General features: G+C 64.4%; 17 protein-coding genes and 2 rRNA genes. 11 read left to right on the top strand and 8 right to left on the bottom strand.

The features are described 5' to 3' along the window. From ACIOVF_RS13500 to ACIOVF_RS13465, 8 genes are all read left to right on the top strand, one after another. Positions 1-76: ribosomal RNA gene (locus tag ACIOVF_RS13500) — 23S ribosomal RNA — on the top strand; the annotation flags it as partial. A 135-nt stretch (positions 77-211) separates the two neighbouring features. Further along, positions 212-327 (top strand): 5S ribosomal RNA (gene rrf, locus ACIOVF_RS13495). A gap of 127 nt (positions 328-454) precedes the next feature. Continuing rightward, positions 455-3,934, top strand: coding sequence for an exodeoxyribonuclease V subunit gamma (recC, locus tag ACIOVF_RS13490; RefSeq protein WP_401289960.1), 3,480 nt, complete (start codon positions 455-457; stop codon positions 3,932-3,934). Beyond that, a complete protein-coding gene (gene recB / locus ACIOVF_RS13485) occupies positions 3,931-7,620 on the top strand; it encodes an exodeoxyribonuclease V subunit beta (RefSeq protein ID WP_401289958.1) in 3,690 nt (1,229 codons plus the stop codon). The genes recC and recB overlap by 4 nt, the downstream gene beginning before the upstream one ends. Further along, complete coding sequence (gene recD / locus ACIOVF_RS13480) at positions 7,617-9,698, top strand: exodeoxyribonuclease V subunit alpha (protein ID WP_401289956.1); 2,082 nt, start codon at positions 7,617-7,619, stop codon at positions 9,696-9,698. The genes recB and recD overlap by 4 nt, the downstream gene beginning before the upstream one ends. Before the next feature lie 113 nt (positions 9,699-9,811). Next, positions 9,812-10,387, top strand: coding sequence for a YfiR family protein (locus ACIOVF_RS13475; protein ID WP_045195814.1), 576 nt, complete (start codon positions 9,812-9,814; stop codon positions 10,385-10,387). Then, positions 10,384-11,655, top strand: a complete 1,272-nt coding sequence (locus ACIOVF_RS13470; protein ID WP_045195816.1) for a diguanylate cyclase domain-containing protein — start codon at positions 10,384-10,386, stop codon at positions 11,653-11,655. Before ACIOVF_RS13475 ends, ACIOVF_RS13470 begins: the two co-directional genes overlap by 4 nt. A gap of 12 nt (positions 11,656-11,667) precedes the next feature. Next, positions 11,668-12,159 (top strand): OmpA family protein, encoded by a 492-nt coding sequence (locus tag ACIOVF_RS13465; protein WP_371128691.1) that lies wholly within the window; start codon positions 11,668-11,670, stop codon positions 12,157-12,159. On the opposite strand, the gene ACIOVF_RS13460 is transcribed toward ACIOVF_RS13465, so the two are convergent. Beyond that, positions 12,160-13,107 carry a LysR family transcriptional regulator gene (locus ACIOVF_RS13460; RefSeq protein ID WP_045195818.1) on the bottom strand — a complete coding sequence of 316 codons (948 nt, stop codon included), beginning with the start codon at positions 13,105-13,107 and terminating at the stop codon, positions 12,160-12,162. A 136-nt stretch (positions 13,108-13,243) separates the two neighbouring features. Between ACIOVF_RS13460 and ACIOVF_RS13455 the strand changes: the two genes are divergently transcribed. Continuing rightward, on the top strand, positions 13,244-14,770 hold the full coding sequence (locus ACIOVF_RS13455; RefSeq protein ID WP_401289951.1) for a CoA-acylating methylmalonate-semialdehyde dehydrogenase: 1,527 nt from the start codon (positions 13,244-13,246) through the stop codon (positions 14,768-14,770). A 10-nt stretch (positions 14,771-14,780) separates the two neighbouring features. Beyond that, the gene (gene mmsB, locus ACIOVF_RS13450) at positions 14,781-15,668 is read left to right on the top strand and encodes a 3-hydroxyisobutyrate dehydrogenase (protein ID WP_401289948.1); all 888 of its coding nucleotides are present in this window, start codon (positions 14,781-14,783) and stop codon (positions 15,666-15,668) included. Positions 15,669-15,769: 101 nt separating this feature from the next. Here the strand turns inward: mmsB and ACIOVF_RS13445 are convergent, their stop codons facing one another. After that, entirely contained in the window at positions 15,770-16,114 is a 345-nt protein-coding gene (locus ACIOVF_RS13445) for a cupin domain-containing protein (protein WP_045195824.1), read from the bottom strand. Between the two features lie 105 nt (positions 16,115-16,219). Continuing rightward, entirely contained in the window at positions 16,220-17,128 is a 909-nt protein-coding gene (locus ACIOVF_RS13440; RefSeq protein ID WP_401289945.1) for a LysR substrate-binding domain-containing protein, read from the bottom strand. 102 nt (positions 17,129-17,230) lie between these two features. Here ACIOVF_RS13440 and ACIOVF_RS13435 point away from each other — a divergent pair, with 102 nt between their 5' ends. Beyond that, the gene (locus tag ACIOVF_RS13435; protein ID WP_045196566.1) at positions 17,231-17,989 is read left to right on the top strand and encodes a TSUP family transporter; all 759 of its coding nucleotides are present in this window, start codon (positions 17,231-17,233) and stop codon (positions 17,987-17,989) included. 3 nt (positions 17,990-17,992) lie between these two features. On the opposite strand, the gene ACIOVF_RS13430 is transcribed toward ACIOVF_RS13435, so the two are convergent. Genes ACIOVF_RS13430 through ACIOVF_RS13410 form a run of 5 tightly spaced genes read right to left on the bottom strand, consistent with a single transcriptional unit; the run spans position 17,993 to position 23,090 of the window. Then, positions 17,993-18,925 carry a phosphatidate cytidylyltransferase gene (locus ACIOVF_RS13430; protein WP_045195828.1) on the bottom strand — a complete coding sequence of 311 codons (933 nt, stop codon included), beginning with the start codon at positions 18,923-18,925 and terminating at the stop codon, positions 17,993-17,995. 1 nt (position 18,926) lies between these two features. After that, entirely contained in the window at positions 18,927-19,550 is a 624-nt protein-coding gene (locus tag ACIOVF_RS13425; RefSeq protein ID WP_401289941.1) for a lysophospholipid acyltransferase family protein, read from the bottom strand. 11 nt (positions 19,551-19,561) lie between these two features. Beyond that, on the bottom strand, positions 19,562-20,020 hold the full coding sequence (locus tag ACIOVF_RS13420; protein ID WP_401289938.1) for a hypothetical protein: 459 nt from the start codon (positions 20,018-20,020) through the stop codon (positions 19,562-19,564). Then, positions 20,017-21,336, bottom strand: coding sequence for a phosphatase PAP2/dual specificity phosphatase family protein (locus ACIOVF_RS13415; protein WP_401289935.1), 1,320 nt, complete (start codon positions 21,334-21,336; stop codon positions 20,017-20,019). The genes ACIOVF_RS13420 and ACIOVF_RS13415 overlap by 4 nt, the downstream gene beginning before the upstream one ends. Beyond that, positions 21,336-23,090, bottom strand: coding sequence for a bifunctional alpha/beta hydrolase/class I SAM-dependent methyltransferase (locus ACIOVF_RS13410; RefSeq protein ID WP_401289932.1), 1,755 nt, complete (start codon positions 23,088-23,090; stop codon positions 21,336-21,338). Before ACIOVF_RS13410 ends, ACIOVF_RS13415 begins: the two co-directional genes overlap by 1 nt. Between the last annotated feature and the right edge of the window lie 6 nt (positions 23,091-23,096).

Genomic DNA, 23,096 nt, shown 5'->3' with positions numbered 1-23,096 from the left:
ACGTTGATAGGTTGGGTGTGTAAGCGCTGTGAGGCGTTGAGCTAACCAATACTAATTGCCCGTGAGGCTTGACCATATAACACCCAAGCAATTTGAGCGAAAGCCAGATTGCGGTGTTGTGAAGACTGCACAACCGAAGATTTGTAACTCACAAACATCACATACCCGATTCGCTGGAGTGTCTGAACAAGACCTTCTGGCAACAGAATTTCTTGACGACCATAGAGCATTGGAACCACCTGATCCCATCCCGAACTCAGCAGTGAAACGATGCATCGCCGATGGTAGTGTGGGGTTTCCCCATGTGAGAGTAGGTCATCGTCAAGATTAAATTCCGAAACCCCTATCTGCGTACGCAGGTAGGGGTTTTGTCTTTCTGGCTGTTGCACAACACAGTCAGGCTCGCCGAGCATGATAAGGTTTCCCTCTGCCCGCACAGCCTCAAGGATGCCCAATGCCGCACACAAACCCACTCCTACCAGGTTTCATGGTGGTTCACGGCAACCGCCTGGATGAACTGCGCAGCCTGGTGGTGAGCTGGATGCGGCGTTACCCGCTGGCACCGCTGGAAAACGAAATCGCCCTGGTGCAGAGCAACGGTATCGCCCAGTGGTTGAAGCTGGCCCTGGCCGAAGACCCTGAAGACGACGACCAGGGCGGCTGCGGCATCGCTGCGGCGGTCGAGGTGCAGCTGCCCGGCAGTTTCATGTGGCAGCTGTACCGCAAGGTGCTGGGCCGCGAAGAAATCCCCGAGGTGTCGCTGCTCGACAAGGCGCCACTGACCTGGCGCTTGATGCGCCTGCTACCAGAGGTCATCGACAAGCCGCACTTCGAGCCCTTGCAGCGCTTTCTCACCGACGACAGCGACCTGCGCAAGCGCTACCAGCTGGCCGAGCGCCTGGCCGACCTGTTCGACCAGTACCAGGTGTATCGCGCCGACTGGCTCAAGGACTGGGCCGCTGGCCGTCATGTGCTCAATACCGCCCGTGGCGAATCCAAGCCGCTGCCGCCCGCCAACTGCTGGCAGGCCGAGCTGTGGCGCGCCTTGTTGCTGGATGTCGGCGAAGAGGGCATGGCCCAGAGCCGCGCCGGTGTGCACCAGCGCTTCATCGAACGGATCAACAGCCTGGAGCAGGCGCCCGCTGGCCTGCCGTCCCGGGTTATCGTTTTTGGTATTTCGTCGTTGCCTGCCCAGGCGCTGGAAGCCCTCGCCGGCCTGGCGCGTTTCAGCCAGGTGCTGCTTTGCGTGCACAACCCCTGCCGTCACCATTGGGCCGACATCGTCGCCGACAAGGACCTGTTGCGCCATCAGTACAAGCGCCAGCAACGCAAGCAGGGCATGCCCAGCCTGATTGACGCCGAAACCCTGCACCAGCACGCCCATCCCTTACTGGCAGCCTGGGGCAAGCAGGGCCGCGATTACATCAACCTGCTCGACAGCTACGACGACCCTGGCAGTTACCGCGCAGCCTTCAGCGACGGGCGTATCGACCTGTTCAGTGACAGCGAGCCCAAGACCCTGCTCAACCAGTTGCAGGACGATATTCTCGAGTTGCGCCCGTTGGCCGAAACCCGCGAGCTGTGGCCTGACGTCGATCCCGGCAAAGATCGCTCGGTGCGTTTTCATATCGGCCACAGCCCGCAACGTGAAGTGGAAATCCTCCACGACCAGTTGCTCGCCCGCTTCAGCGCCGATGCGGCGCTGCGCCCCCGCGACATCATCGTCATGCTCCCGGACATCAACACCTACGCGCCGCACATCCGCGCCGTGTTCGGCCAGCTCGACCGCAACGACCCGCGTTTCATCCCCTTCACCCTGACCGACCAGGGCCAGCGTGGCCGCGACCCGTTGCTGATCGCCCTGGAGCACCTGCTGAAGTTGCCCGACAGCCGTTTCGCCGTCAGCGAGATCCTCGATCTGCTCGATGTGCCGGCCTTGCGCGCGCGCTTCGCGATCAAGGAAAGCGACCTGCCGACCTTGCACCGTTGGATCGAAGGCGCGGGCATTCGCTGGGGGCTGAACGCCGAGCAACGCGCCGGTCTCGGTTTACCGGCGGACCTTGAACAGAACAGCTGGCGATTCGGCTTGCGACGCATGCTGCTGGGTTACGCCGTCGGTGTCGGCGAAGGATGCGACGGGATCGAGCCGTTCGATGAGATTGGCGGCCTGGATGCCGCCTTGATCGGCCCGTTGGTGGCCCTGCTCGATGCCCTGGAAATTGCCCACGAGCAGCTCTCCCAGGCGGCGACGGCTGCCGAGTGGGGTGAGCGCCTGCATGCCTTGCTGCAAGTGTTCTTCCTCGCCGAAACCGAGCATGATGACTATCTGTTAGTGCAACTGCAGACCCTGCGCGAAACCTGGTTGCAGACCTGTGAGTCGGTCGGCCTGCAAGACTTGCTGCCGCTCACGGTGGTCCGTGAAGCCTGGTTGGCCGGGCTCGACCAGGGTCGGCTGTCCCAGCGCTTTCTCGCAGGTTCGGTGAACTTCTGCACCTTGATGCCCATGCGCGCGATCCCGTTCAAGGTTGTCTGTCTGCTGGGTATGAACGATGGCGACTATCCGCGTGCGCAGCCGCCGCTGGACTTCGACCTGATGGGCAGTGACTACCGTCCAGGTGATCGCTCGCGGCGCGAGGACGATCGCTACCTGTTGCTCGAGGCGCTGCTGTCGGCCCGTGATCAGTTGTACGTCAGTTGGGTCGGGCGCAGCATTCGCGACAACAGCGAACGCCCGGCCTCGGTGCTGATCGGCCAGTTGCGTGATCATCTGGCGGCGGGTTGGCGCCTGGCCGGTGCCGAGGTGGGCGGCAAGCTCAACGCCGGTGAGCAGTTGTTGCATGCGCTGACCGTGGAGCATCCGTTGCAGCCGTTCAGCGCCCGCTACTTTCACAAGGGCAGCAACCTGTTCAGCTATGCCCGTGAGTGGCGCTCCCTGCATCTGCCTGGCGAACAACAGCTCAAGCCTGAGGATGAGCTGCCGGCTTACAGCAGCGATGAACCGCTGACCCTGACCTTGCTGCAAGACTTCCTCCGCCATCCGGTACGGCACTTCTTCAGCCAGCGTTTGAAGGTGTTCTTCGAGTCGGTGGAAGCGCCCCTGGCCGATGAAGAGCCATTCGTGCTCGATGCCCTGCAGCGCTACAGCCTGAGTGAAAGCCTGCTGGCAGCAGCCCTGGCCGACCCGCAAGACAGCGAGCGGGCGTTGACCACCCAGGCCAGGCGCCTGCAGGGCTACGGGCTGCTGCCGCTGGCAGGTTTTGGTGAATGCCTGCAGGCCGAACTGATCGAGCCGTTGCCCGACCTGCTGCAGCGTTATCAACAGCTGCTGCAGCAGTGGCCGTTGCCTGTGGATAACGCCGTGCCGATCCGCTTCGAGTATCGCCAGCTCAAGCTTGAAGGCTGGTTGGGCCGGGTCTACCAGCGCGAAGACGAGTCCTTGCTAAGCATCACCACCTTGCCCAATGGCATCAGCAGTGGCCGCACCCTCAAGTGGCACCGGCTGACGCCAACCTGGGTCATGCACCTGGCCGCCTGTGCGGTGGACCTGAAGCTGCACAGCGCCGTGGTCGCCACCGACGTTACGCTATTGTTGGCGCCGCTCGAACAAGCCCGTGCCGCTGAACTGCTGGGCGACCTGTTACTGGCCCGGCAAACGGGCATGAACGCACCGCTACCGGTGGCGGTGAAAACGGCCTTTGCCTGGCTAGCCCAGAGCGATGCCGACAAAGCCCTGGCCGCAGCGGCCAAGGCCTACGACGGCGATGGCCAGAACAGCTTTGGCGAGCGCAGCGAAAGCACCGCGCTGGCCCGGCAGTTCAGCGATTTTGCTGCACTCAGTGCCAGTGAAGAATTCGAAGGCTGGTGCGAGGCCCTGTACCGCCCGATGTTCGAAGCGCCCTGGCAGACGCTGGGCAAAGAGGAGAGTGCTCGATGAGCCGTGGAGTTGCCCCTGCCCCCCTGGCCCTGACCTTTCCCCTGCACGGCAGCCAGCTTATCGAAGCCAGCGCCGGTACCGGCAAGACTTTCACTATCTCGGCGCTGTACCTGCGCCTGGTGCTCGGCCATGGCGGCGAGCAGGGCTTTGGCCGCGAACTGTTGCCGCCGCAGATTCTTGTCGTGACCTTTACCGACGCCGCCACCAAGGAGTTGCGCGAACGCATTCGTACTCGCCTGGCAGAAGCTGCGCGCTATTTCCGTGGCGAGTTGAGTGAAGCCGACCCTTTGCTTGAGCAACTGCGCGATGACTATGAGCCGTCGCTGTGGGCAGCGTGCGCCAATCGCCTGGACGTGGCCGCGCAATGGATGGACGAAGCCGCGGTGTCGACCATCCACAGTTGGTGCCAACGCATGCTGCGCGAGCACGCTTTCGACAGTGGCAGCCTGTTTACCCAGACCCTGGAAACCGACCACAGCGACCTGCTGGGCCAGGTCATGCGCGATTACTGGCGACGCTTCTGCTACAGCATGCAGGGCGATGCGCTGGCCTGGGTCCGAGCCCATTGGGTCAGCCCGGAAGCCTTGTTGCCACGGGTGCGCGCATTGTTCGGCCGCCAGCGCATCGAGAGCGACGAAGAAGAGCCCCAGGCCTTGATAGAAGCGGTACTGCAGCAACGTACTGAGCTGCTGCGCACGCTCAAGGCACCTTGGGCGCAATGGTCTGGAGAGTTGCTGCAGATTTGCCGGGACGGCCTGGCCGCCAAGCAAGTCGATGGACGCAAGATGCAGGCGCGCTATTTCGAGCCCTGGTGCGAGAAGCTCAAGGCCTGGGCCGAGGACGACCAGGCGCTGGAGCTGGACCTGGGCACCGGTTTCAGCCGTTTTACCCGCGCCGGCATGGCCGAGGCCTGGAAGGGCGAGCCGCCAGCACACCCGGCATTGCAGGCGATGGAGGCGCTGCGTGACCAGCTTCAGGGCCTGCCCACGCCTGATGCCTGTCTGCTTGAGCACGCTGCGGCCTGGGTCGGCGCCCGCTTCGAACAGGAAAAGCGCCGCCGCGCCGAAATGGGCTTCGACGACATGCTCCTGCGCCTCGACCATGCGCTGCACGGTGACGCCGGCGAGCGCCTGGCCGGGCTGATTCGCGAGCAGTTCCCGGTGGCGCTGATCGACGAATTCCAGGACACCGACCCGGTGCAGTACCGGATCTTCCAGCGCATCTACCGGATTGAAGAGAACGTCCGCGACACCGGCCTGTTCCTGATCGGCGACCCCAAGCAGGCGATCTATGCCTTCCGCGGCGCCGACATCTTCACTTACCTGGGGGCACGCCGGGCCACGGCCGGGCGCCTGCACAGCCTAGATACCAACTATCGCTCCAGCCAGGCCATGGTCACGGCGGTCAACCATGTGTTCATGCAGGCTGAAGTGCGTGAGTCGGGCCGTGGCGCTTTCTTGTTCCGTGACGGCAATGACAACCCGGTGCCGTTTCTCGAGGTCAAGGCCAAGGGCCGCAGCGAGCAATTGCAGGTCGATGGCGTGCCGGTGCCAGCACTCAACCTCTGGCAACTGAGCAGTGAAGAAGCGGTTTCCGGCGCCGTTTACCGGCAGCAGCAGGCTGCCAGCTGTGCCAGCCAGATCGTCGCCTTGCTCAATGGCGGACAGCAGGGGCGCAGCGGTTTCATGCAAGCCGATCAGTCGCTGCGTGGCTGCCTGCCTTCGGATATCGCCATCCTGGTGCGCGATGGCCGTGAGGCGCAGCTGATTCGCGGCGAACTGGCGGCTCGCGATGTGCGCAGTGTGTACCTCTCCGACAAGGATTCGGTATTCGCCGCCCAGGAGGCCCATGACTTGCTGGCCTGGCTCAAGGCCTGCGCCGAGCCGGATGCCGAGCGCCTGCTCAAGGCGGCACTTGCCAGCATCACCCTCAACCTGCCGCTCAGCGCTCTGGCGCAATTGAACCAGGATGAGCGGGTGTGGGAACGCTGGGTCATGCAGTTTCGCCAGTACCGGCTGATCTGGCGCGGCCAGGGTGTGCTGCCGATGCTGCGGCGCCTGCTGCACGATTTCGACTTGCCTCAAGTGTTGATGGCCCGCAGTGATGGCGAGCGGGTGCTGACCAACCTGCTGCACCTGGCTGAGTTGCTGCAACAGGCGGCCACCGAGCTGGATGGCGAGCAGGCGTTGATTCGCCACCTGGGCGAGCACCTGGCCAGCTCGGGTCAGGCGGGCGAAGAGCAGATCCTGCGCCTGGAAAGCGACGAACAACTGGTCAAGGTGGTAACCATCCACAAATCCAAAGGCCTGGAATACCCCCTGGTGTTCCTGCCCTTCATCTGCACCAGCAAGCCGGTCGATGGCTCGCGCTTGCCCCTGGCCTGGCACGACGGCGAAGGCCAGGCGCACCTGACCCTGACCCCTGATGCCGAACAGATCGCCCTGGCTGACGACGAGCGCCTGGCCGAAGACCTGCGCCTGCTGTACGTGGCCTTGACCCGCGCCCAGCATGCTTGCTGGCTCGGTGTTGCCGACCTCAAGCGTGGCACCGGCAAGGCCTCGACCCTGCATCGCTCGGCCCTGGGTTACCTGTTGGGTGGCGGCACGCCCCTGGCGGCTTCGACCCAACTGGGTGATTGGCTGCAGGCCTTGCAGTCCGGCTGCCCGGCCATCGCCAGCATCGAGTTGCCAGCGCCGGATGAACAGGCCTACAGCGCCCCGCGCAACCAGGCCGAACTGCTGCCTGCACGCCAGCCCAAACGCCGGGCTGCGGAGAACTGGTGGATCGCCTCCTACAGTGCTTTGCGCATCGGCGAAGAGGCCATGACCCTGGCAGCCGACAGCTCTCAGGCGCAACAACTGCTCGATGACGAGCGGCCTGACGCGCAGCAGCTGCGTGAAGTGATGCCCGGTAGTGGCGACATCCACCGCTTCCCGCGCGGGCCGAACCCCGGCACCTTCCTCCACGGCTTGCTTGAGTGGGCCGGGCACGAAGGGTTCGCCCAGGTCAGCGCCGACCCCGAGCAATTGACCCGCACCGTCGGCCAGCGCTGCAACCGCCGCGACTGGACCGGCTGGATCCCGACCCTCAGCCAGTGGTTGCAGCAACTGCTCGCACAGCCCATGGCCCTGGCACCTGATAGCTCACCGTTGTCCTTGAGCCAGCTAAGCCAGTACCAGATCGAAATGGAGTTCTGGTTCGCCAGCCACAAGGTCGATGTCGGCCGGCTCGACCAGCTGGTGTGCGAATACACCCATCAGGGCGTCGCGCGCCTGGCTGCGCAACCGGCGCTGCTCAATGGCATGTTCAAGGGTTTTATCGACCTGGCCTTCGAACACGAGGGCCGTTATTACGTGGCGGACTACAAATCCAACTGGCTGGGGCCTGATGACCTGGCCTACAGCGAACTGGCCATGGAAGGCGCGATCCTCAGCCACCGCTATGACCTGCAATACGTGCTCTACCTGCTGGCCCTGCATCGCCAGTTGCGCGCGCGGCTGCCGGGTTATGACTACGACCTGCATGTCGGCGGGGCACTGTTCATCTTCCTGCGTGGCGTCGATTCGGCTTCTCGCGGCCTGTATTTCGTCAAGCCACCGCGTGAGCTGATCGAGCAGCTCGATGCGCTGTTCCGCGGCGTCAGCGCCCCGCAGCAACACGACCTGTTTTTCGGAGACGCCCCATGAGCCGTAGCCTCGACGACCTGTTGCCGACGCCGCTGGATGCCGGCCACCTGGCGGCCCTGCAGCCGCTGAGCAAGGGCGCAGACCTGCTGGCCTTGCTTGATCGCTGGGTCGAGCGGGGCTGGTTGCGTGCCCTGGACCGGGCCTTTGTGAGTTTCCTCGGTGAGCGCGACCCTGGCGGCGAGCCTTTGGTGTTGCTGGCGGCGGCCCTGGCCAGTCATCAGCTGGGCCACGGGCATGTCTGCCTCGACCTGGGTGAAACTTTGGCCGAGCCGGATTTTGCCCTGTCGCTGCCGCCGGAGGGGGACGCCCTGGCCGGGCCATTGCTGTTGCCCTCGCAACTGCTCGAGCGCCTGACCCTCGACACCTGGCTGCAGCAACTGGGCCGCAGCCGGTTGGTGGCCCATGGCAACAACAGTGAAGACAGCGCCCGCCCGCTGGTGCTCAATGGCCAGCGCCTGTACCTGCGCCGTTACTGGGCCTACGAGCGGCGTATCGACAACGCCTTGCGCGAGCGCCTGCAGCAGGTCGAGCCAACCCCGGCGGACCTCTCGGCGCGGCTGGCGCAACTGTTCGAGGGTGGCGTTCCTGGCGCTCAGGTGGACTGGCAAAAGCTGGCCTGTGCCCTGGCCACCCGCAGCGCCTTCAGCATCATTACCGGCGGCCCGGGTACCGGTAAAACCACCACGGTGGTGCGTTTGCTGGCCCTGTTGCAGGCGCCTGCGGTGGAGGCGGGGCGACCGCTGCGCATTCGCCTGGCGGCACCCACCGGCAAGGCCGCCGCGCGTCTGACCGAGTCCATCGGCCAGCAGGTCGAGCGCCTGGCGGTGGCTGCCGAGGTCCGAGACAACATTCCCACCGACGTCTCCACTGTTCACCGTCTGCTCGGCAGCCGCCCGGGCTCACGGCATTTCCGGCACCATGCCGGCAACCCGCTGCCGCTGGATGTGCTGGTGGTCGACGAAGCCTCGATGATCGACCTGGAGATGATGGCCAACCTGCTTGGCGCCTTGCCGCCCCATGCGCGCCTGGTGCTGCTGGGCGACAAGGACCAGCTTGCTTCGGTGGAAGCCGGCGCGGTACTCGGTGACCTGTGCCGCGATGCCGAGGCCGGGCGCTACAGCCCCGAGACCCAGGCCTGGCTGGAGCAGGTCAGTGGTGAAACCCTGGCGGGCAGCGAACTGCTGCCGGGCAGCGCCGGGCAGTATCCGCTGGCGCAGCAAGTGGTGATGCTGCGCTACTCGCGGCGCTTTGGCGAAGGCAGCGGCATTGGCCAGCTGGCACGCCTGGTCAACCGCCAGGAGGCCGATCAGGCCCGGGCCCTGCTCAACCAGAAACAGGACGATGTGTTTGCCCTGACCCTGCGCGGTGAGCAGGACCGCAACTTCGATTGCTTGCTACTCGAAGGCCTGGGCCGTGGCAGTGATGGCCCCCAGGGTTATCGCAGCTACCTGCAGACCCTTCGCCAGCAGCGCCCGCAACCTGGTACGCCGGTGGATGATCCACGCTGGGAAACCTGGGCCATGCAGGTGTTGCAGGGCTTCGAGACCTTTCAGTTGCTGTGTGCCGTGCGCAAGGGGGCCTGGGGTGTCGAAGGCCTGAACCAGCGGGTCAGCCGGGTGCTCGGCGCGGCGGGGCTGATCGACAGTGAGCAGCCCTGGTATGAAGGCCGCCCGGTACTGATGACCCGCAACGACTACAGCCTGGGTTTGATGAACGGTGATATCGGCATCGCCCTGCGCCTGCCCGATGAGCAGCATGAGGGGCAACAGGTACTGCGCGTGGCTTTTGCCCGCAACGACGGGCACGGCGGCGTGCGTTTCGTCTTGCCGAGCCGGCTCAATGAAGTCGAAACCGTGTTCGCCATGACCGTGCACAAGTCCCAGGGCTCGGAGTTCACCCACACCGCGCTGGTGCTTCCAGACGCCCTGAACCCGGTTTTGACCAAGGAGTTGATCTACACCGGTATCACCCGGGCCAAGACCTGCTTTAGTTTGATTGAGCCACGCCAGGGTGTGTTTGAAGACGCGGTGCGGCGTAAGGTCAAACGTATCTCGGGGCTGATGCTGGAGCAGGTTTAAGCACGGCGATTCGGCCTATTACCGGATCGCCGGGGAGGTGCTCCCTCGCTGGAAAATCGGCCTCTGTGCTATCGTTGCGGCATCATCCTGCGTGGTTTTAAGAGATTTCCCTCATGAATGTGGCCGCCCCGACATCGGGACGTGTGACGAGCCTGACGCGTTCGCTGCTGGCCGCGATGCTGTTGCTGTTCGCCGCGCAGGCCGGTGCCGAGGCTGAGGTCACGTCGAACCTGGCCGAGCAGCGAGCCAAGGCAGTCACCCAGGTTGTGCTGGGTATCCTCAGTTACGCACGCTGGCCGGTTGAGCCGGCACAACTGCGCCTGTGCCTGATCGGCCCGACCGAATATGCCGACGATCTGGTCAAAGGCACCACCCAGGCCACCGGTCGCCCGGTGCTGGTGCGCCGCTTGCTGGCCAGCGACCCGCGCATCGCCAATGAGTGCGATGCGATCTATATCGGCAAGCTCAGCCAGGACGAACGTAGCCGGTTGTTCACGGCGTTGAGCGGTCATCCGGTGCTGAGCATGAGCGAGGCCGATGACCCGTGCACAGTCGGCAGCCTGTTCTGCCTGCGGGTCGGCGATCGCCAGGTAGCGTTCGACGTCAACCTCGACTCGGTGGCGCGCAGCGGCGTGCGCATCCACCCCAGCGTGCTGCAGCTCTCGCGGCGGCGGGCGGCGCAACCATGATCGGCTTTGGCAAGGGGCGCGAGCGCCCGACCCTGCGTGCCGTGCTTGGCCGCCGCCACCTGAGCGTGGCGCTGCTTGCCGTCGGCCTTGCCGGGGTCTCGCTGACCCTGCTCGGCGTGCTGGCCTTGCGCGTTTACGCCAATCACAACCTGCACCTGATTGCCCGTTCGATCAATTACACCGTGGAAGCGGCAGTGGTATTCAACGACGCCGGAGCGGCCAACGAAGCGCTGGCGTTGATTGCCACCACGGAAGAAGTCGCCGACGTCAAGGTGTTCGACGACAACGGTGAGCTGCTGGCGCGCTGGCAGCGCAATGACAGCGGCCTGCTGGCGCAGACCGAGCAACTGATCGCCCGCAGCCTCCTGGAAGAGCCGATCATTCTGCCGGTGCTGCACCAGGGCCAGCAGGTCGGGCGTATCGAACTGGTGGGGCAGGGCGGCAGCCTGGTGCGCTTCCTGCTCAGCGGCCTGGCCGGGATCCTGTTGTGCACGGCGCTTAGCGCTTTCAGTGCGCTGTACCTGTCGCGGCGCATGTTCGGCGACATTGTCGGGCCGCTGCGCAGCCTGGCCAATGTCGCCCACGCCGCGCGCCGCGAGCGCAGTTTCGACCGCCGCGTGCCACCGGCGCAGATCGCCGAGCTCAACGAGCTGGGCAACGACTTCAACGCCTTGCTTGACGAGCTGGAGTCGTGGCAGAGCCACTTGCAGAGCGAGAACGAAAGCCTGGCCCACCAGGCCAGCCACGACAGCCTCACCGGCTTGCCGAACCGGGCGTTTTTCGAAGGCCGCCTGAGCCGCACTCTGCGCAATGCGCAAAAGCACAATGAACACCTGGCCTTGCTGTTTCTCGACAGCGACAACTTCAAGGAGGTCAACGACAACTTTGGCCACGCCGCTGGCGATGAAGTGCTGATCAGCGTGGCCACCCGGGTGCGTGCGCAGCTTCGTGAAAATGATCTGGTGGCTCGCCTGGGCGGTGACGAATTCGCCGTGCTGCTGGCGCCACTGCACGCGCACGAAGACGCCCGGCGCATCGCCGAGAAGATTGCCGCCAGCATGAAACTGCCAATCCGCCTGAGCGAAGGGCAGATCATCGTCACGTCGCTGAGCATCGGTATTGCCTATTTTCCCGACGACGGCGGTAATCCTTCCGACCTCCTCAATGCCGCTGATGCGGCGATGTATCAGGCCAAGCGCAACTTGCGTGGCCAGGGGCAAATGGCAGAGCCGGAGCGCTCTGCTCATCATGTAAAAAACAGGAGCTGAAGCGTGATTCACTTGAGCCAACGACTACGTTTTCATTTTATCTGCCTGGCCCTGGCGTTGTTCGCCCTGGGCGGCTGCCAGAGCGTGCCACCCAAAGGGTTGACCGCCGAACAGATTGCCCTGCTCAAGCAGGAGGGCTTTCAGCTCACCGATGAAGGCTGGGAGTTCGGCCTGTCGAGCAAAGTGCTGTTCGGCAGCGATGTCGACACCCTCAACGCCCAGAGCCGGACGATTGTCGAGCGCATCGGCAAGTCGCTGCTGTCGGTGAACATCCAGCGCGTGCGGGTCGACGGCCATACCGATGCCTCGGGCCGCGCGGCCTACAACGAACAACTGTCCAAGCGCCGCGCACAGAGCGTGGCCAATGTGCTGGTCGGCGTCGGCATGCGCCCGGAAAACGTCGAAACCCGTGGCCTGGGCAGCAGCGAGCCGGTGGCCAGCAACGACACCCGCGCCGGACGCCTGGAAAACCGCCGGGTGTCGATCGTGGTCGCCTCCGACTGATCAGTCGGCAAAGCTCATCGCGCGCGACTCGCCCATCAGCAGCGGGGTGTTGCGCTCGGTGACATCGCGGATGTAATCCCACAACAGGGTGATCCGCTTCAACTTCCTCAAATCCTCCCGGCAGTACATCCAGAACTGCCGGGTAATCTCGACCTCCTCCGGCAGAATCGCCACCAGGCGCGGGTCTTGTGCGGCCAGAAAACACGGCAGGATCGCCAGGCCACGGCCCTGCTGCGCCGCTACATACTGGGCGATCACGCTGGTACTGCGCAGGTTGGCGCTGGCGGCCGGAATCAGGTTGGCCAGGTACAGGAGCTCGGAACTGAAGGCCAGGTCGTCGACATAACTGATGAACTGATGGCGGGCCAGGTCGCTGCTGCGGGTGATCGGCTCGTGGCTGTCCAGATATTCCTGGGTGGCGTACAGGCGCAGGCGGTAATCGCACAGCTTGCAGCACACGTAGGGCCCGTGTTCCGGGCGCTCGAGGGCGATGACGATGTCGGCCTCGCGCTTGGACAGGCTGATGAAGTGCGGCAGCGGCAGGATGTCCACCGAGATCGCCGGGTAGGCATCAACGAAATGGCTCAGCTGCGGGGTGACGAAGAAGCTGCCAAATCCTTCGGTGCAGCCCATGCGTACATGCCCCGACAACGCCACGCCGGAGCCGGAAACCTGCTCGCAAGCCATGTGCAGGGTGCTTTCGATGGATTCGGCATAGCTGAGCAGGCGCTGGCCTTCGGCGGTGAGGACAAAGCCGTTGGTCCGCGACTTTTCGAACAACAGAGTGCCCAGCGCCACTTCCAGCGAACTGATCCGCCGCGACACCGTGGTGTAGTCGACGCCCAGGCGTTTGGCCGCGCTGCTGGCCTTGCGGGTACGCGCCACTTCAAGGAAAAACTTCAGGTCATCCCAGTTCAGCGACCCCAGGGAGGTGATGTTTTTTTGCATGTTGGTCCGGCTTTTATGTGCGTTCTTATTAGATGTTTGCACATCTATACTCCAAAAAAGCCCTGGACCCAAGCGCCCGCCGTGGCTGACCCGGTGGCGTCGATCTCTCCCTAACAACAATTTCAGGAGAACGCACATGAACGCATCCCTTACTCCCGGCCAGACCAAGGTCGAGCAGGTCAAGCTGCTGATCGACGGCCAATGGGTCGAATCGAAAACCAGCGAATGGCGCGACGTGGTCAACCCGGCCACCCAGCAAGTGCTGGCCCGCGTCCCCTTCGCCACCGCCGAAGAAATCGACGCCGCCATCGCCGCCGGCCAGCGTGCGTTCAAGACCTGGCGCGACACCCCGATCGGCGCGCGCATGCGCATCATGCTCAAGCTGCAGGCGCTGATCCGCGAACACTCCAAGCGCATCGCCGTAGTCCTCAGCGCTGAACAGGGTAAGACCATTGCCGACGCCGAAGGCGATATCTTCCGCGGCCTGGAAGTGGTCGAGCATGCCTGCAGCATCGGCACCTTGCAGATGGGCGAGTTCGCCGAAAACGTTGCCGGTGGCGTCGACACCTACACCCTGCGCCAGCCGATCGGCGTCTGCGCCGGTATCACCCCGTTCAACTTCCCGGCGATGATCCCGCTGTGGATGTTCCCGATGGCCATCGTCTGCGGCAACACTTTCGTGCTCAAACCGTCCGAACAGGACCCGCTGTCGACCATGCTGCTGGTGGAGCTGGCGGTCGAAGCCGGTGTGCCGGCCGGCGTGCTCAACGTCGTCCATGGTGGCAAGCAGGTGGTCGATGCGCTGTGCACCCATACCGATATCAAGGCGATCTCTTTCGTTGGCTCCACCGAGGTCGGCACCCACGTCTACAACCTGGCTGGCCAGCACGGCAAGCGCGTGCAATCGATGATGGGCGCCAAGAACCACGCCGTGGTGCTGCCGGACGCCAATCGCACGCAAACCCTCAATGCCCTGGTTGGTGCCGGTTTCGGCGCGGCTGGCCAGCGCTGCATGGCCACCTCGGTAGCGGTGCTGGTGGGCAAAGCCCGCGAGTGGCTGCCGGAGCTCAAGGCGCTGGCGTCCCAGCTCAAGGTCAACGCTGGCAGCGAGCCGGGCACCGATGTCGGCCCGCTGATTTCCAAGCGCGCCAAGGAACGGGTGCTGGGCCTGATCGAAAGCGGCATCAAGGAAGGTGCCAAGCTTGAGCTCGACGGCCGCGAAGTCAGCGTGCCGGGCTATGAACAGGGCAACTTCGTCGGCCCGACCCTGTTCTCCGGGGTGACCACCGACATGCAGATCTACACCCAGGAAATCTTCGGCCCGGTGCTGGTGGTGCTGGAAGTCGACACCCTCGACGAAGCCATTGCCCTGATCAACCGCAACCCGTTCGGCAACGGTACCGGCCTGTTCACCCAGAGCGGCGCGGCGGCGCGCAAGTTCCAGAACGAGATCGACGTCGGCCAGGTCGGCATCAACATCCCGATCCCGGTGCCGGTACCGTTCTTCAGCTTCACCGGCTCGCGCGGCTCCAAGCTCGGCGATCTGGGCCCGTACGGCAAACAAGTGGTGCAGTTCTACACTCAGACCAAGACTGTCACCAGCCGCTGGTTCGATGATGACAGCGTCAACGATGGCGTGAACACCACCATCAGCCTGCGCTAAGGAGCTCATCATGCGTATTGCATTCATCGGCTTGGGCAACATGGGCGCGCCCATGGCCCGCAACCTGATCAAGGCCGGGCATCAGCTGAACCTGTTCGACCTGAACAAGACCGTGCTGGCAGAGCTTGCCGAGCTCGGCGGGCAGATCAGCAGCTCGCCGCGCGATGCCGCGCAGCAGAGCGAACTGGTGATCACCATGCTGCCGGCCGCCGCCCATGTGCGCGGCGTGTACCTCAACGAAGATGGTGTGCTGGCCGGGGTAAAGGCCGGGACCCCGGTGGTCGACTGCAGCACCATCGACCCGCAGACCGCCCGTGACGTAGCAGCCGCAGCGGCCAAACAGGGCGTTGACCTTGCCGATGCGCCGGTGTCCGGTGGTACCGGCGGTGCCGCAGCCGGCACCCTGACCTTCATGGTCGGCGCCAGCGATACGCTGTTTGCCACCTTGCAGCCGGTGCTGGCGCAGATTGGCCGCAACATCGTCCACTGCGGCGAAGTCGGCACCGGGCAGATCGCCAAGATCTGCAACAACCTGCTACTGGGAATCTCGATGATCGGCGTGTCCGAAGCCATGGCGTTGGGCAACGCGTTGGGGATCGACACCAAAGTCCTGGCCGGGATCATCAACAGCTCGACCGGCCGTTGCTGGAGTTCGGACACTTACAACCCGTGGCCGGGCATCATCGACACGGCCCCGGCATCGCGTGGCTATACCGGTGGCTTTGGTGCCGAGCTGATGCTCAAGGACCTGGGCCTGGCAACTGAAGCCGCGCGTCAGGCACACCAGCCGGTGATTCTCGGCGCAGTGGCCCAGCAGCTGTACCAGGCCATGAGTTTGCGCGGCGAGGGTGGCAAGGATTTCTCGGCGATTGTCGAAGGTTATCGCAAGCCCGAGTAAAAGAGCATCGCCAGCAAGGCTGGCTCCCACAGGTACTGCGCACACCTAACTCTGTGGGGGCTGGCCTTGCCAGCGATGGGCCGCCAAGGCAGCCCCAACGGTCAGGCAAAGACGAAGTACTTGCGCACCGTCTCCACCACCTCCCAGGTGCCTTTCATCCCAGGTTCGATGACGAACACGTCACCGGCCTTCAAATGTACCGGCTGCTCACCTTCCGGGGTGATCACGCAGTAGCCGTCGAGAAAGTGGCAATACTCCCACTTCTCGTAATGGACCTGGAACTTGCCCGGCGTACAGATCCAGGTGCCCATGATCTTGCTGCCATCGGCCGACACATAGGCGTTGAGGTTGACGGTGTGCGGGTCGCCGCCGATGCGTTGCCACTTGGTCGCATCCAGCACGGGGGTAGGGCAGGTCTCGCGCAGCACGGTGATGAAATCGGACATTCCAGGCTCCAGAGGATGACTCAAAGGTCCATCACCATAGGCGCGATCGGCGCCGGGCAGATGTCTGGTCTCGACCTTTGGCTGTCTGGGAGCGCAAACCTTCGATTAGCGCTCGAGGCTGTCACCAAAACCGCGGATCACTTCCAGCAGCGCCTTGACTCGCTGCGGCAAGCTGCCGGCCGGGTACACCGCGTGCATTTGTGGGCTGTCGCCGTTGCTGGCGGTCAGCCGGTACTCGGCACAAACCCGCTGCAAGCGCCCGGCCTGCACCTCGGGTTCGGCCAGCCAGTCGGCCAGGCGGGCGATGCCGACGCCGGCCAGGGCGGCCTGGAATACAGCGATCCCGGAGCTGAAGCGAAACTTTGGATGCACCCGCAGGCTGACGGCCTGGTCGGCGCTGCGAAACTGCCATTCCTTGAGGATCCGCGGCGCGGTATGCAGGATCAGCGCGTGTGCTTCCAGCGCCTCGATTGAGGCGGGCATGCCGTGTTTTTGCAGGTAGGCAGGGCTGGCATACAGGGAGCGCGAGTAGCGCCACAGCGGATAACCGATCAGTTCGCTGTCCTGGGCAAAGGCGCCACGAATGGCGAAGTCCAGTTTGCTCTTGGCCGGGTCGATCGGCTCGTCGCTGAAGATCACATCGACGTTCACCTGCGGGTAGCGTTCGCCATATCGCGCAATCAGGCCAGGCAATACCGGCGCCAGTGATTCGGGGGCGCAGAACCGCACCCAGCCGGAGGCCAGGCCGCTGAGCCCGGCCAGCTCCTCATCGGCCTCACGTTGCAGATCAAGCATTTTGTCGGCATAGGGCAGCAGGCGCTCGCCGGCTTCGGTGAGGCTCACGGCATTGGCCGAACGGTTGAACAATTTGGCCCCGGCGTTGACCTCAAGGGCCTGCACCGCGCGGGTTACAGTGCTGGGCGAACGACCCAGGGCGCGTGCCGCGGCGACGAAGCTGCGCTTGCGGGCAACCATTGCGAAGGCTTCCAGCTCCGCGAGCATATCCAGGGCCATGCACTACCTCGTTGCAGTTTTTGCAATATGGCATTGCAACACAAAACCCGGCCGTTGGTTAACCTTGGCGCGCCCTTCTTTGACTGCCAGAGCCTGAAACCCATGGTCGATATCGTTGTGCTTTGCGTGTTTGCCTTTGCCGCCGGGCTGATCGATGCGGCAGTCGGTGGTGGCGGGCTGATCCAGATTCCGGCGCTGTTCAACGTGCTGCCAGCATCGCCCCCGGCTGCCTTGCTGGGCACCAACAAGGTTGCCTCGGCCTGCGGCACGGCGTTTGCCGCCCGCTCGTTCGTGCGCAAGGTGGTGATCGACTGGGGGCTGGTGGTTCCGGCGGCCTGTGCGGCCTTTGCCATGGCCTTCGTCGGCGCCGCCACGGTATCGCTGGTGCCGCAAGGGCTGATGCGCCCGGCGGTACTGGTGTTGATCGTGCTGATGGCGATCTACACCTTCTGGAAAAAGGACTTCGGTGCCCTGCACAAACCGATGCGCATCGGCACCCGCGAAAAATTGCTGGCGATCGTCATCGGCGGCGCCATCGGTTTTTACGATGGCCTGTTCGGACCGGGCACCGGCAGCTTTCTGATCTTCCTGTTCATTCGCTGCTTCGCCTTCGACTTCCTGCATGCCTCGGCGTCGGCGAAACTGGTGAACATCGCCACCAACGTCGCCGCACTGATGTTCTTCATTCCCACCGGCAACGTGCTCTACCTGATCGCCATTCCCATGGCCGCCTTCAACATCCTTGGCGCGCTGACTGGCACCTGGCTGGCAGTGCGCAAGGGCGTACCCTTCGTGCGCGCGCTGTTCCTGGTGTTGCTGCTGATACTGATCGGCAAGCTGTCCTACGATCTGTTGGTATAACGCTTACGCCCACCAGTAACGCACGAAGTGGAAGAACACCGGCGCGGCGAAGCATACCGAGTCCATGCGGTCGAGCATGCCGCCGTGGCCTTCGATCATGTGGCCCCAGTCCTTGACGCCGCGGTCGCGCTTGATCGCCGACATCACCAGGCCGCCGGCAAAGCCCATGAGGTTGACGGTCAGGGCCATCAGCGCCGCCTGCCAGAAGCTGAACGGCGTGATCCAGCACAGGGTGGCGCCAATCAGGGTGGCCAGGGCCACGCCGCCAACCAGGCCTTCGACGGTCTTTGACGGCGACAGCTTCGGCGCCACCTTGTGCTTGCCGAACAGCTTGCCGCAGACGTACTGCAGCACATCGGAGATCTGCACCACGAGGATCAGCCAGGCGATCAGCAGCAGGTTGCGGCCTTCGTATCCGGGGATGTCCAGGGTCATCAAGGCCGGTACCGAAGACAGGCAGTAAACCGCAATCATCAAGCCCCACTGCACCTTCGAGGCACGCTCGAGAAAGCGCGTGGTGTCGCCGCCGAAACTGGCGAGGATCGGCAGCAGCAGGAACAGGTAGACCGGGATGAAAATGCTGAACAGCCCGTACCAGTCCATGGCAATCAACAGGTACTGCACCGGCAGGGCGACGTAGAACGCCGCGACCAGTGCCGGGTAGTCGCTGCGCCGGGTCGGCGTCAGGGTGAGGAATTCTCGCAGGGCGTAGAACGACACGCAGTAGAACAGCAGGATCACGCCCAGCTTGCCGAACAGAAACGCCAGGCCGATGACCAGGACCATCACCCACCAGGCGTTGATCCGCGCGTTGAGGTTGTCGATCACCGCGTGGGGGGCGGGGCCGGCGCGCCATTTGAGCAGGCGGCCAATCAGGCTGGCGAGCAGCAGCAGGCCGCCGATGCCGGCGAACAGCGAAAGGGTGTTGTTGTCCATCTCAGGATTCCTTCGGGGCCAGGGCCAACAGGGCCTGGCGGGCCCGGTCGAGAAACGCGTGCTTGCTTTCGTCCGCTTGCAGGTGCAGCGGCTCGCCAAAACTCAGGGTGCACAGCAAGGGCAACGGCAGGGCGCGGCCCTTGGGCATGACCCGGTTGAGGTTGGCGATCCACACCGGGATCACCTCGACCTGCGGGTGGGCGCTGGCCAGGTGGAACAGACCGCTCTTGAACGCCAGCAACGGTTCGTCGCTGAGGTTGCGCGTGCCTTCGGGGAAGAAGATCAGCGAATCGCCTTGGGCCAGTGCATCCTGGATCGGTTGCAGGGGATTGCTTTGGGCGTCGTGGTGCTGGCGATCGATCAGCACGCCATTGAACACCCGCTTGATCAGGAACTGGCGGATACCGGGCTTCTGCCAGTAATCGGCACCGGCCACCGGCCGCGTGTGCTGGCGCAGCGGCTGGGGCAGCGAGGCCCAGATCAGCACGAAGTCGCCGTGGCTGCTGTGGTTGGCGTAGTACAGCCGTTGCACCGGTTGCGGCGTGCAGCCCAGCCACAAGGCGCGGGCGCCGGTGATCAGGCGGGCGACCGAGGTGATGGCAAAGGCGGTGAGGGCAGCAAGCATGGGCAAGGTCCTTATCCGGCGAAATGAAGCAAGGGCAAAAGCAAAATGCCGATCAGCGCCAGCACGGCCTGTACGGCAAAGCACAGCAGTTGTTTGCGCAGCAGGCCCAGCGCCGCCAGGCCGCGTGCCTGCCAGTCGCGGCTATCGGCCGGGTTGGCTTTCAGGCCCAGGCTGAACAACGACTGGTCCAGCGCCTGGGTGTGTTGCCCAAGCTGATCGCTGCGCGTGGCCAGGTGCGCAAACAGGTCGGCGTCCAGCGCGACGCGCATGGCAAAGAGCTTCTGCAGCAAGCCTGCCAGCAACAACAGGCCGCTCAGTACTGCGCAGTATCCCGGGGCAGGCGAGCCGATCAGCAGCGCCGCCAGGCCAAGCAGCACCGCCAGCAGGCTGATGCCGTCGGCCAGGCGCTCGACCTGGCGGCCGCGCTTGAGCAGGCTGGCAACCACGGCCAGGTGGATTTCATCGCTCACAGGCAAGGCTCCGTTTGCAGGCGTTCGATTACCTGCAGGTGCTGCGGGTGCAGGACCACCCCAGGGCGAGCCTGGCTGATGCGCTGTTGCGCTTGCCCGGCATCGGCGCAACGGCCGCTGAGCACCAGCCAGGCGGCTACGGCGCTGGCGCTTCGCGAATAACCGAGCGCGCAACAGACCAGCACCGGGCCCTGGGCACGCAGCTGTTCGATGGCCGCCGCCGCTTCCCGGCAGCGCTCGGCCGTGGGCACCACCAGGTCGAGGCTGGGCAGCGCACGATAAGCCTGGCCCGGGGCAACCGAGGCGGGTAGTTCGGCGCACAGGTCGACGATGGCGGCGAATTGCGCCGCTTGCCCCTTGCCCGGAATCCGCCCCAGGTACACGCCGTCGCAAACTTCATCCGCTTGCGGATGGCGCCGGGTCCACCAGCGCGAATTGAGCCAGGCGCCGATCAGGTAGGGCGCCAGCAGCCAGCGTGCGGCGTACGACAGCTGGCCGTCGGCGCTTTTCTGAAAACCTTCGGCGCCCAGCTGTGCGTAGTTGAGTGCCACCACCAGCAGCGCCACCGCCGGCCACAACAACCACAGGGCAACGCCTGCAAGGTACAACGCCAGACCACCCAGCAGGGCGGCGCCGGCGAAGTAACGCAAGGCCAGGCGCCAGCGCTGCGGATCACGGGCAAGTTGCATAGGGCGCAGTACCGGCTGACCCGCAACCGGCCACAGCCAGCAACACAGCACCCCCACCAGCGCGCCGCTGGGCAGGTCGATAAAGTGGTGTTGCCAGGTGGTCAGCACCGACACGCCGATCAACGCCATCCAGCCATGCACCAGCAAGCGCGGCAGCCTGGCGTGGATATGCCGGGCAAACATCGCCCAGATGATCACCAGCAAGGCGATGTGCAGTGATGGCGCCTGGTTGAAGGGTTTGTCAAAGCCCATCAGCACATCGAACAGCCAGCCGAACAGGCCATCCAGCGCGGGCCGCTCGACGGTAAAACGCAACGGCCAGAGCAGAAACCCGAGGATGCAGATGACTTGCGCACTGAGCAGGCGCAGGGCGTGGCGGTCCATCTCCAGGCGACTTAGCGGCAACAGGAACGACAGCCCGTAAAGCAGGTCGATCGACCAGTAGGGGATGATGGTCCAGGGCCACAGCGGGATATGGCCTTCCCAGGCGAACACCAGGCTGCCGACGTCGCTGCGCCCGGCGGTGTAGGTGTTGGTCAGGCCGTAGCTGAGAAAGAACAACGGCCCCAGCAACAGCAGCCAGAGCACCCCGCGCTTGATCAAGCCTGGCTCGCGTGCCGTGCTCATCAAACGACCCGCTGGGCCAGGCTGACGCTGAAGATGCCCCACTCATCAATACGCTGGCAGACCTTGCGAAAGCCGGCCGCCTCGACCAGTTGGTCCATTTCCACCTGGCTGCGTCGGCGCATCACCCAGGCCTGGCCGGCGCGGTGGCTGGTCAGGGCGCGGGCGATCATCTCCAGCTGCGGGTGCCAGGGCTGGCCGGTGTACACCAGGTAACCACCGGGCTCCACCGCCTGGGCCAGGCCGCTCAGGGAGTCGCCAACCATCTGGTTGCTGGCGAACAGCTCATACAGGCCCGAAACCACCGCCAGGGTCGGGCGTGGATCGAGGCTGGCCAGGCTCTGGGCATCGAAGGCATCACCCTGGACGAAGCGGGCAATGTCGGCCAGGCCCTTTTCGGCGATCAGCGCGCTGCCCTGCTGGACATTGAGCTCGCTATAGTCGCGCAGCAGGATCGACTCCGGCTTGCGTTCCAGGCCCTGCAATGCTTCGAGGATGTAGCGGCCATGGCCGGCAGCGATATCGACGATATCCACCGGCTTGCCCTGTTCGCGCAGGCATTCGATGGCCAGGCGCAGCAGCTCTTCGACATGCAGTTTGCGCTGGCGGATGCCGCGCCAGCCGATGGCGTTGAGGTAGTTCTGGTCGATCATGCGCCCGATCGCGCCCTTGCCGGTGGGCTGGTTGCGGTAGATGTAGTCCAGCGTGCTGCCCGAGTCGAAGCCGGTGTCAAAGCCCAGCTTGACCCCGTCCGAAAAACCCTTGCCCAGCCGCAGGCCGGCGCGGGTGGCGCGCCAGTAAAGATCGGCCGGCGAGTTGCGCGGCAGCGGCGCGGCCAGGCTTTCGGCTTCGGCGCAGCTGGCGCCCAGTTGGTCGGCAGCGAGCAGCGAAGGGCGCTGCGGCGCCAGGCTGAAGCAGTGCTCGATAAACCGCCGGATCCGCGCCAGGGCATGGCTGCGGTCACGCTCGCCAAGGGTGTCGTGGAAGAATCCGGGGAGGATGTGTTTCTCTTTGTGCACGCTGCCCAGGCGTTCGAAGAACTGCTCCTGGGGTTTGCGCTTGACCACGAAATCGGCGCCGGAAATCAACAGCTGGGTCGGCACCTGAATCGCCTGGGCATCGGCCACCACGCGGTCGGCGGCTTCATACAGGCCAAGCAGCATGGTCACCGAAATCGGTCGGCTGATCAGCGGGTCGCTTTCGTACGAGGCGATGCGCTCGGGGTCGTGGCTGAGCAGGCGCGGCTTGACGTAGCTGTTGACGAAGAAGTTGCCGCGCCAGGCGCGCATCAGCTTCAGCCCCGGGCGGGCGAAAGGCACGTAGAGCTTGACCTTGAAGGCCGGCGAGGCCAGTACCAGGCAGCGTACCTTGGGCGCGTAGTCGTGGGCCCAGGTGGCGATCAGTACGGCGCCGACGCTTTGCGCCAGCACCGCCATATCCTCTTCGGCGATGCCGTGCTCGCGGGCGATGTGCTCGATGAAAGTCTGCACGTCGCGCACGCTGCAGGCAAAGCTTGGGCTGTCGCCACGGGCGCCGGGCGACTGGCCGTGGCCACGGGCGTCCCAGGCGAAGAAGTCGTGGTCGGGCAGTTGCAGCTCATCGGCCAGATGGGCCATGCGCCCGCCGTGTTCGTGGCCGCGGTGGAACAACACCACGGCACGCCGTGGCTGGTCGTCAGCGACCTCGGCGGGCCAGTGGCGGTAATGCAGTTCGACGCCGTCGTGGGTGGTGAAGTGCAGCGATTGCGCGTTGCGCATGGCAAA

Origin of the sequence: Pseudomonas sp. NPDC087612, assembly GCF_044743505.1 — a bacterium.
Taxonomy (GTDB): Bacteria; Pseudomonadota; Gammaproteobacteria; order Pseudomonadales; family Pseudomonadaceae; genus Aquipseudomonas.
This window is presented reverse-complemented; position numbering and strand designations above follow the sequence as displayed.